Raw genomic sequence first — 9,364 nt, 5'->3', positions numbered from 1 at the left:
GGCGGGAGCCGGCGCAAGCCCGGCTCCCGCCTCAGCTGTGTGCGCCGCGTCGGTGCGCGCGCCGAGCGACATGGGGCGTGCTGCGTGGGGCGAGCGGCGTGCGACGAGCTGCGTCAGCCCCGGGCGGGGATGCCCGCCGCCTCCTTGACGGCCGCCGTCCACCGCGCCCAGCGCGGGTCGGGCCCCGACGAGGGCTCCCAGGACATCGCCGTACAGACATAACCGACCGCGAGTCCGCTCTCCGGATGGGCCATGCCGAGGCGGCCGCCCGCTCCGGCATGACCGAAGGAGCCCTCTCCCAGCAGGGGTTCGCCAGGGCGGGGCAGTTCGAAGCCGAGTCCGAAGCGGGACCGGTCGGGGCCGTCCAGCCGGTTCAGGGGCGCGGGCTGCGGCAGGTGGTCGGTGTGCGGAGCGCGTGCCCGCTCGACGGTCGACGGGGCCAGCAGCCGTACGCCGCCGACCCGGCCGACGAGCGCGGCATACAGCCGGGAGAGGGAGCGGGCGTTGCCGATGCCGCCCGCAGCGGGAAGCTCGCACGCCCTGCCCTGGCGCGTGCCGAACACCTCGACCGCGACGGCCAGTTCGGCCGCCGATGCCCGGAGCGCGGTGGCCAACCGGTCGTCCGGGGCGAGGCCGAGGCCGCCGACCGCCGTCGCGATCTGTTCGGCCGTGGGCGCGGGCCTGACGGCGAACTGCGGTACGAAGCGGTGCTCCTCCTCCCGCGGCAGGCCGATCCACAGGTCCAGTCCCAGCGGCCCGGCCACCTCTTGGGAGAAGAACGCGCCGATGCTCCTCCCCGACACCCGGCGGACGACCTCGCCGACCAGGTGGCCGTAGGTGAGGGCGTGGTAGAGGTACGCCGATCCGGGGGCCCACACCGGCCGCATCGCCGCGAGGGCGCGGGTGCGCGCGTCCCGGTCGAGGAGGCCGGGCGCCGGGACGCCCGCGGCCTCGTCGGTGAAGGCGGGCAGCCCCGCGCGGTGGGCGAGCAGGTCGGTCACCGTCGTGCCCGCCTTGCCCGCCGCCGCGAACTCCGGCCAGTACCGTGCGACGGGCGCGTCCAGGTCCAGGACGCCGCGTTCGCTCAGCAGATGGGCACAGACGGCGACCATCGCCTTCGACACGGACATCAGCACACTGACCGCATCCGGCCCGAACGGCTGTCCGGCGGACGCCGCCGTGCCCGTGGACCACAGGTCGACGACCAGCCGGCCGTGGTGGTGGACGGCCAGCTGGGCGGCGCCGGGGTCGTGCACCTGCCCTCGCGCGAAGGCGTCCCGTACGCCTTCCCAGCCGGGCCGTACGCTCCCGCCCACCGTCCCGGCTCCGGTCGTCACGTCACTCCCCCGGTCCGTCCCGGCCGTCGGCAGTGGCGGCGACGAGAGCGGCCAGTTCGTCCACGCCCTCGGGCGGTACGGGGCTCTGCGGGAATTCGGAGATCACGTCGAGCGGCATCCCGGCGAGGAACCGCCGCATCACCGGGTCGTCCATGGCGCCCGGCCCTGCCCCTTGCGGCCTGGCCCGGGCGAACCTCTCCCTCAGCAGCGGCCCGCCCACGGGATGCCGCAACCACTCCGCGAGCGTGTTGCGTCCGCTCAGGCGCAGGCGTGAGGGGTCGCCGGCGACGGTCGTCCCGGCCGACAGCCTGATGTCGCGTGAGGAGGAGCCCGCCTCGATGCGGTAGTCACCGCCCTCGACCCGCCAACCGCCCTCGCGTTCGCTGTAGTACGCGAGGTCGTCGCGCGCCAGTTCCACCACCACCTCGCGGCTCTCGCCGGGGGCGAGGGTCACCGGGGCGAAGCCGCGCAGTTCCCTCGGCGGCCGGGCGACCGCGGAGGCGGCCGGTCCGCGGCTGTAGATCTGGACGACCTCGCGTCCCGCGCGCTCCCCGGTGTTGGTGACGGTCACCGCCACGGTGAGCGCCGCGCCCTCCTCGCTGTGGACCACGCTCATCCCGGAGTACGCGAACGTGGTGTACGACAACCCGTGGCCGAAGGGGAAGGCGACCTCGCAGCGGCGGGCGTCGTAACCGCGGTATCCGACGAAGACACCTTCGCCGTACCGGACCCGGCCTTCCTCACCGGGGAAGGAGAGGTGGCTGGGCGAGTCCTCCAGGCGCAGCGGGACGGTCTCGGCCAGCTTGCCGGACGGGTTGACCGCCCCGAACAGCACCCGGGCGAGCGCGCCCCCGCCGGCCTGGCCGAGCAGCCAGCCCTCGACCAGGGCGGGCACCGCCGCCTGCCAGGGGGCGGTCCGCACCACACCGCCGTTGGAGAGCACCACGCACACCCGTGGATTGGCGGCCCGGACCCGCTCCAGCAGGCGCAGTTGTACGGCCGGCAGGTCGATGTGGTCGCGGTCGAAGCCCTCCGACTCGTCCTGGGCCGCGAGTCCGAGGAACAGCACCACGGTGTCGCTCGCGGACGCGAGCCGTACGGCTTCGCCGGCCAGCGCCTCTTCCGGGTCCACCGGCGTGGTGTCCGGGAGCGCGTAGCCCGCGGCGAAGTCCACGCGGGCTCCGTCGGCGAGCTCGCGCAGGCTGTCCAGGGGGGTGTCGAGGCGGGTCGGTGTCACCTGGGAGCTGCCCGCGCCCTGGTAGCGCGGGGTGCGGGCCAGTTCGCCGATGACCGCCACCGTGCCGGAGGCGGGGTCGAGGGGCAGCAGCTCCGAGTCGTTCTTCAGGAGCACGACGCACCGGTCCGCGGCCTCTCCGGCGAGACGGTGGTGCTCCTCGACGGGTGTCTCGCGGTCCGCGTGCGCGCCGTCCGTCACTCGCCGGGCGAAGCGGACGAGCCGTTCCACGGCGGTGTCGAGCACCGACTCGTCGAGATCGCCGCCGGTCACCGCCGCGGTGATCTCGCGGTCGGTGCGTCCGCCCGTGCCCGGCATCTGGAGGTCGAGTCCGGCGCGCAGCGCGGCGACCCGGTCGCGCACGGCGCCCCAGTCGGACATGACGATGCCGTCGAAGCCCCATTCGGTGCGCAGGATGTCGGTGAGCAGCCGGGTGTTCTCGCAGAGCGGGACGCCGTTGACGCCGTTGTAGGAGGCCATGACGGACCAGGGGCGGTCGCGGCGGACGATGCGCTCGAAGGCTCTCAGGTAGATCTCGCGCAGCGGGCGCTCGTCGATGTCGGCGCTGACGCGCATGCGGTCGGTCTCCTGGTTGTTGGCCGCGTAGTGCTTGAGCGCCGCTCCGGCACCCGCCTCCTGCAACCCGCGGACCATGGCCCCGCCCAGCTCGGCCGTCAGGAGCGGGTCTTCCGAGAAGTACTCGAAGTTGCGCCCGCACAGCGGTGACCGCTTGATGTTGATGCCGGGCCCGAGCACGACGCGTACGCCGTGGGCGGCCGCCTCCGCGGCGATCGCACCCGCGACACGGCGGGCGAGTTCCGGGTCCCAGCTGCTGCCGAGCGCCACTGCGGGCGGGAAGCAGGTGGCGGGGGCGGCGCTGTGCAGGTCGACCTGGCCCCCGTCGCCACTCTCCTTCGGCAGCCGCAGGCCGTGCGGCCCGTCGGACATGGTGACCGCGGGGATGCCGGCGGAGACGACGGCCGTGGTGACGAAGTCTCCGGCGCCACTGGTCAGCGACGCCTTCTCGGCGAGGGAGAGCCGGGGCGGTGCCGGGTCCGCGGCCGGGGGCGGTGGAATCTGCTGAGTCATACGGCGCACCTGTCGAGGTCTCGTGTGGCGGGTGGGGCCGGCCCGGGGCCCAGGGGCTCGCAACCCTGTACGGAGGGCCGTTTCCTGACGGTGTGTGAAGGGTGTCCGGGCCGGTGCGGGCAGGCCGCGCCGACGGCCGGGAATCCAAAACCGTAAGGTGATCGGTTTTCACTGTCAAGGGCACTTACCCGCCGGTAGTCACGAGACGGCATCGGCCGATTTACCTCCGCGCGATCTCTTGACGGGTAGAAACCGATCAACTTACGGTTTTCGCGCTCGGTCCGCGCCGCTCCGGGACAGTGCCCCACGTCCTGCGGCCGCGCCTCCTTTCCGCTCACCGACGAAACGAGGAACGGTCATGCCCCCGTCCCGCCAGCCGTCCGCTCAGCCGTCCGCCCCGCTCCCGGGCCGCTCCAGCACCTCCCGCCGGGCGGTACGTACCGGGGTCGCGACCGCGGCGGCCTTCGCCGTACTGGCCGGCACGGCCGCGGCCGCCTCCGCGGACCCCGCGGCGAAGCGCCCCGCCAAGCCCGCCACCGGGCGCGCCGCCGAAGAGGTGCGCTACGTCGCGCTCGGCGACTCCTTCAGCTCCGGCCCTGGCATCCCCGAGCAGACCGACCCGGTCTGCGGGCGCTCGTCGAACAACTACCCGGCCCTGGTGGCCCGTACGGTCGGCGCCACGTCGTTCACCGACGTGACCTGCGCGGGGGCCGACACCAGCCACATGACGAACCGGCAGGAGCCGGCCCCGCCCCAGCTCGACGCGCTGCGCCCCGACACGACCCTGGTCACCCTGGGCGTGGGCGGCAACGACCTCGACCTGGTCGGTGTCATCACGCGCTGCGTGATCCTGGGTCACCTGGCGCCGTACGGCTCGCCCTGCAAGCAGAGCTACACCCTGCTCGGCACCGACGAGATCGGCGCCCGCATCAACGCCACGGCGCCGAAGATCGAAGCGGTCCTCGAGGAGATCCACGTCCGGTCCCCGCGGGCGAAGGTGCTCCTGGTGGGATACCCGGCGCTCTTCCCCGACGACGGCACGGCGTGCCGGGAGACCGTCGCGCTCGCCGCAGGCGACTTCCCCTGGATCCGGGACAAGGAGAAGCACCTCAACACGATGCTCGCGCAGCAGGCCGCCGTCCACGACGCCACCTATGTCGACGCCTACCGGCCGTCCGTCGGGCACGACGTGTGCAAGCCCGCGGGCGTGCGCTGGATCGAGCCCGAGGAGACCGCGGAAGCGGCCGGGTTCCACCCCAACGCGGCCGGGCACCGGAGTACGGCCGATGCGGTACTCGCGTCCCTCACGCGCTGACACCGGCCCCGCCCGCGCCGCCTTCGGGATCGAGGCCGAGCCGGCGCAGGAAGTCGCGCACCAGCTCCTCCATCACCACGGCTTCCGGCTCCAGCAGCCACTGCGTCTGGAGGCCGTCCATCAACGCCAGCAGCTGCCGGGCCACGGTCGCCGGATCGCTGCGCACGGCAGCGGGGCCGGCCTCGGCCTGCAGAGCTTCGACCAGTACGGTCATCTCCTCCCGGAGGACGCGGTAGCGCTCCTTGAAGTAGTGGTGTGCGGGATGCCCGGGGTCGGTGGCCTCGGCGGACAGTTTCGCGTAGAGCGCGACGATGCCCGGGGTCCCGGCGTTGCGCGCCACCAGGCCGACGAGCCGGCGCAGCCGTTCGCCCGGTCCGGGCTCGGGGGTGCCCGGGTGCACGATGCCGGGAAAGACCGACTGGGCGTCGGTCCTGTCGCGGCGGCCCAGTACCTCGGTGAGCAGGGCTTCCTTGCCCGGGAAGTGGTGCAGCAGCCCGGCATGGGTCAGCCCCGCATGCGCGGCGATGTCGCGCAGCGACACGGCGTTGAAGCCCGACCGGGAGAACAGCTCGGTCGCGGAGTCGAGAATGCGGGCCCGTGTGCGCTCGCCCTTCGACGGGCGGCGCGGGGCGTTCTCGGGTTCTTCGCTCAATTCGGCGGCCTCCTGCCGTCGTCGGGCCGGTGCGCGCCACCCGGAGTCGACGGCCCGGCCGACGCGTCCGGGCGGCGCCCACCAGAACTTACCAGCCGGTAATTTCGCCGCCGAAAAAACCTACCAAGTGGTTAATTCCGAATGTAAGCTCACCGCCAATCTCGCCCGGGACGTCCCTCCCCGGCCCTCCAGACGGAGTGAACCTCATGAGCAGAACCACCCGAACCGGGGTCCTCGCCGCCTGCGTGGCGGCGGCTCTCACCCTCGCGGGATGCGCCGGCCCGGGCGCCGGGAACGCCGGCTCGTCGACCCTGAACGTCGCGACCCTGACCTTCCCCCAGAGCCTCGATCCGGCCGTCGCCGTCGGCAGCGCCCTGCCGTTCTTCCAGGCCACGTACGACACCCTCGTCAAGCGTGATCCGGACGGCAGTTTCAGTCCGATGCTCGCCACCGAGTGGAAGTACAACGGCGACCGCACCGAACTCGCCCTCACCCTGCGCAAGGACGTGAAGTTCGCCGACGGCACCGCCTTCGACGCGACCGCGGTCAAGGCGAACATGGAACGCTTCAAGAAGGGCGGCGGCGCCAACGCGAAGTGGCTGAAGGACCTCGACGCGGTCGAGGTCGCCGATCCCTCCCATGTGACGCTGAAGCTCAAGCAGGCCAACCCCGCGATGCTGTTCTACCTGAGCGACGCGGCCGGCCTGATGGCGAACCCGGCGAAGTTCGCGAAGGCCGACGCCCTCAAGACGACCCCCGACGGCACCGGCCCCTACCGCCTCGTCAAGGGAAAGACGACGATCGGCACCAAGTGGGTCTACGAGCGCAACACCGGCTACTGGGGCGAGCGGCTTCCGTACGAGGGCCTCACGATCAGCTTCTTCGACAACGAGACTGCGATCGTCAACGGCCTCAAGACCGGGCAGGTGAACGCGGCCCTCCTGCAGACCGCCGACCAGCAGGTCAGCATCGAGTCCGACCCCGGGATGAAGACGGTGAAGCAGGAGTTCGACTTCCAGGGACTGCTGCTCTTCGACCGCGGCGGGAAGCTGACACCGGCGCTGAAGGACCCCCGCGTCCGCCGGGCGCTCAACCACGCGATCGACCGCGAGACCATGCTCGGCACCATCCGCCAGAACCGCGGCCGGGCCACCGGCCAGGTCTTCGGTCCCGGCACCCAGGGGTATGACAAGAAGCTGGACACGTACTACTCCCACGACCCGGCCAAGGCGAAATCCCTGCTCGAGGAGGCGGGTTACGCCAAGGGCTTCACGCTGAAGCTCCCCCGCGTCTCCGCGATCGTCAACGACGCCCTCGCCTCGTCGCTCGCCACCGACCTCAAGGCCGTCGGTGTCACGCTGGTCTGGGACGAGCTCGACGGGAACTCGGCGATCCGGAAGGTGTTCGCCGACCGCGCCTACTCCGGCATGGTCATGAACATGGGCCAGTCCGCGTCCGACTGGGTGGTCACCGACGAGCTGGTCACGCCCGGCTCCTTCAACATGTTCGGCACCACGGACCCCACCGTGCAGAAGCTGGTCCCCCTGATCCAGACCGGCACCGGTGAACAGGCGAAGCAGGCCGCGCGCGAACTCAACACGCACCTCGTGAAGGAGGGCTGGTTCGTGCCCTTCTACCGGATGACCTACCTGCACGTCTCGGACGGCACGGTGAAGATCACCCCGCAGTCCGGCATGGCCGTCCCGTCGGTCTACAACTACGCCCCCGCCAAGTGAGGCCACGCCGGGGGCGGGCCGCGTGGAAACCCGCGGCCCGCCCCCGGCCGCCGGTCACGGATACCGAGTGCCATGCTGAACTTCATCGCCCGCAGGATCGCGGCGGGAGCCCTGCTCCTGGTCGTCATCTCGTTCCTCTCCTACCTGCTCCTGTCGATCCCCGACGCGGACGTCGGCCGGCAACTCCTCGGCCAGGGCGCCGACCAGGCGGCCGTCGACGCCAAGAACGCCTCCCTCGGCCTGGACCGGCCGGTCCTGGAGCAGTACGCCGACTGGCTGGCCCACGCCGTCCGCGGTGACCTCGGCACCTCCTGGTTCACCAGCGAGGACGTCGGCGTGGCCGTCGCGGGCCGGCTGCCGGTCACCGCGAGCCTGATGCTGGGTGTCACGCTCGTCACCACCGTCGTCTCGTTCCTGCTCGGCGTCTGGGCGGGGGTCCGGCGTGGCGCCGTCGACCGCTTCGTACAGATCCTGGGCGTCGTGGGTTACGCGCTCCCCGGCTTCCTCACGACCCTGGTCATCGTTCTGGTCTTCGCGGTCGAGCTGAACTGGTTCCCGGCCATCGGCTACACGGCGTTCACCGAGTCGCCCGGCGGCTGGCTGTCCACCGTCGCACTGCCGGTCCTGTCCCTGTCGGTGGCATCCGTGGCCGGTGTCTCCCAGCAGGTGCGCGGCGCGGTGATCGACGTGCTGCGCCAGGACTACATCCGCACCCTGCGCGCCCGCGGCCTGCCCGCCTCCCGGATCGTGTTCCGGCACGTCCTGCGCAACGCGTCGGCACCCGCGCTCTCGGTCCTCGGCATGCAGTTCGTCGGTCTGCTCGGCGGTGCCGTGATCGTGGAGCAGATCTTCGGCCTCCCCGGCATCGGAAGCATGACCGTCACCTACACCGCCCGCGGCGACATCCCCGTGATCATGACGCTCGTCATGATCACCGTGATCGGCGTCGTACTGATCAACCTCCTGGTCGACATCCTGATCGGCTGGCTCAACCCGAAGGCGAGGGTCGCATGAGCGGGAACCTCCCGGCCGACGCGTACGCGGCGGGACGCCCGGAACCCTCCGGCGCGTCGCCCCGCGGGGCCGGCGGCACGACGCCGGCCACCCGCCGCGGCGCCGTCACCCGACGGCTCCTGCGCAACCCCCTCGGCGCGCTGTCCGCCGCCGTACTGCTGCTCCTTGTCACCGCCGTCGTCCTGGCGCCCCTGCTCGCACCCCAGGATCCCGGGGTCTCCTCGCTCGGCAGCGCCTTCGCCCCGCCCAGCGGCGCGCACCCGATGGGAATGGACTCCGCGGGCCGGGACATCCTCTCCCGCATCCTCCACGGCGGCCGCAACACCCTCGGCGGAGCGCTGATCGCCCTCGGGCTCGCTCTCGCCCTCGGTGTGCCCTCCGGCCTGTACGCGGGCTACTACGGCGGCCGGTTCGACTCCGTCGCCAACTGGATCGTCAATCTCGTCATGGCCCTGCCGGCCATGGTCGTACTCCTGGCCTCGCGCGCCATCCTCGGCCCCCACGTATGGGCCCTCATGACGGTGCTCGGTGTGCTGGCGGCGCCGAGCTTCTTCCGCCTCGTGCGCGGCATCGTCGCAGGCGTCCGCGGAGAGCTGTACGTCGACGCCGCGAAGGTGTCGGGGCTCTCCGACACCCGCATCGTGGCCCGCCACATCCTGATCGTGGTGCGCGGTCCCGTCATCATCCAGGTGGCCCTCGTGGCCGGCGTCGCCATCGGGCTCCAGGCCGGTCTGGAGTTCCTCGGAGTCGGCAGCGGGTCGGCCCCGACCTGGGGCGCGATGCTCAACGAGGCGTTCCAGAACATCCAGCGGGCGCCGCTGCTGATGCTGTGGCCGGGCCTGGCCCTCGGGCTGACCAACGGCGCGCTCGTCCTGCTCGCCGGAGCCCTGCGCGACGGGCTGGAGGACCGCACCGGGGAAACGGGCAGGTCCCGCGGCGCCGGCAACGACATCGGGCGGGTCAGCGTGCCCGGGACGCTCTCCGTCG

The 9,364-nt window shown here is 72.3% G+C and carries 7 protein-coding genes; 4 read left to right on the top strand and 3 right to left on the bottom strand.

The window, feature by feature from the left end; all coding sequences use genetic code 11:
• Nucleotides 1-113: 113 nt before the first annotated feature.
• Together ACWD0Y_RS35205 and ACWD0Y_RS35200 are read right to left on the bottom strand one after the other, a co-directional pair.
• The gene (locus tag ACWD0Y_RS35205; RefSeq protein WP_450264337.1) at nt 114-1,337 is read right to left on the bottom strand and encodes a serine hydrolase domain-containing protein; all 1,224 of its coding nucleotides are present in this window, start codon (nt 1,335-1,337) and stop codon (nt 114-116) included.
• Between the two features lies 1 nt (nt 1,338).
• A complete protein-coding gene (locus ACWD0Y_RS35200; RefSeq protein WP_450264336.1) occupies nt 1,339-3,660 on the bottom strand; it encodes a glycoside hydrolase family 3 C-terminal domain-containing protein in 2,322 nt (773 codons plus the stop codon).
• Nucleotides 3,661-4,018: 358 nt separating this feature from the next.
• On the opposite strand from ACWD0Y_RS35200, the gene ACWD0Y_RS35195 reads away from it, so the two are divergent.
• Nucleotides 4,019-4,975, top strand: coding sequence for an SGNH/GDSL hydrolase family protein (locus ACWD0Y_RS35195; RefSeq protein WP_450264335.1), 957 nt, complete (start codon nt 4,019-4,021; stop codon nt 4,973-4,975).
• Here ACWD0Y_RS35195 and ACWD0Y_RS35190 read toward each other — a convergent pair.
• A complete protein-coding gene (locus tag ACWD0Y_RS35190) occupies nt 4,965-5,627 on the bottom strand; it encodes a TetR/AcrR family transcriptional regulator (RefSeq protein ID WP_450264334.1) in 663 nt (220 codons plus the stop codon). The two genes, ACWD0Y_RS35195 and ACWD0Y_RS35190, sit on opposite strands and share 11 nt — an antisense overlap.
• Before the next feature lie 206 nt (nt 5,628-5,833).
• On the opposite strand from ACWD0Y_RS35190, the gene ACWD0Y_RS35185 reads away from it, so the two are divergent.
• The 3 genes from ACWD0Y_RS35185 to ACWD0Y_RS35175 form a co-directional block, all read left to right on the top strand.
• Complete coding sequence (locus ACWD0Y_RS35185; protein ID WP_450264333.1) at nt 5,834-7,363, top strand: ABC transporter substrate-binding protein; 1,530 nt, start codon at nt 5,834-5,836, stop codon at nt 7,361-7,363.
• Between the two features lie 72 nt (nt 7,364-7,435).
• Entirely contained in the window at nt 7,436-8,377 is a 942-nt protein-coding gene (locus ACWD0Y_RS35180; protein ID WP_450264332.1) for an ABC transporter permease, read from the top strand.
• On the top strand, nt 8,374-9,364 hold a 991-nt coding region (locus ACWD0Y_RS35175), incomplete at its 3' end, for an ABC transporter permease (RefSeq protein WP_450264331.1). The genes ACWD0Y_RS35180 and ACWD0Y_RS35175, both read left to right, overlap by 4 nt.

The sequence above is a fragment of the Streptomyces altiplanensis genome (genome assembly GCF_053591575.1).
The sequence above is the reverse complement of the archived record's forward strand: the minus strand, read 5'-3'. Positions and strand labels throughout refer to the sequence as shown.

Bases quoted from the DNA above. Each gene is read 5' to 3' on its own strand.
- ACWD0Y_RS35200 (WP_450264336.1), bottom strand. From the start codon at position 3,660: ATGACTCAGCAGATTCCACCGCCCCCGGCCGCGGACCCGGCACCGCCC.
- ACWD0Y_RS35195 (WP_450264335.1), top strand. From the start codon at position 4,019: ATGCCCCCGTCCCGCCAGCCGTCCGCTCAGCCGTCCGCCCCGCTCCCG.
- ACWD0Y_RS35185 (WP_450264333.1), top strand. From the start codon at position 5,834: ATGAGCAGAACCACCCGAACCGGGGTCCTCGCCGCCTGCGTGGCGGCG.
- ACWD0Y_RS35180 (WP_450264332.1), top strand. From the start codon at position 7,436: ATGCTGAACTTCATCGCCCGCAGGATCGCGGCGGGAGCCCTGCTCCTG.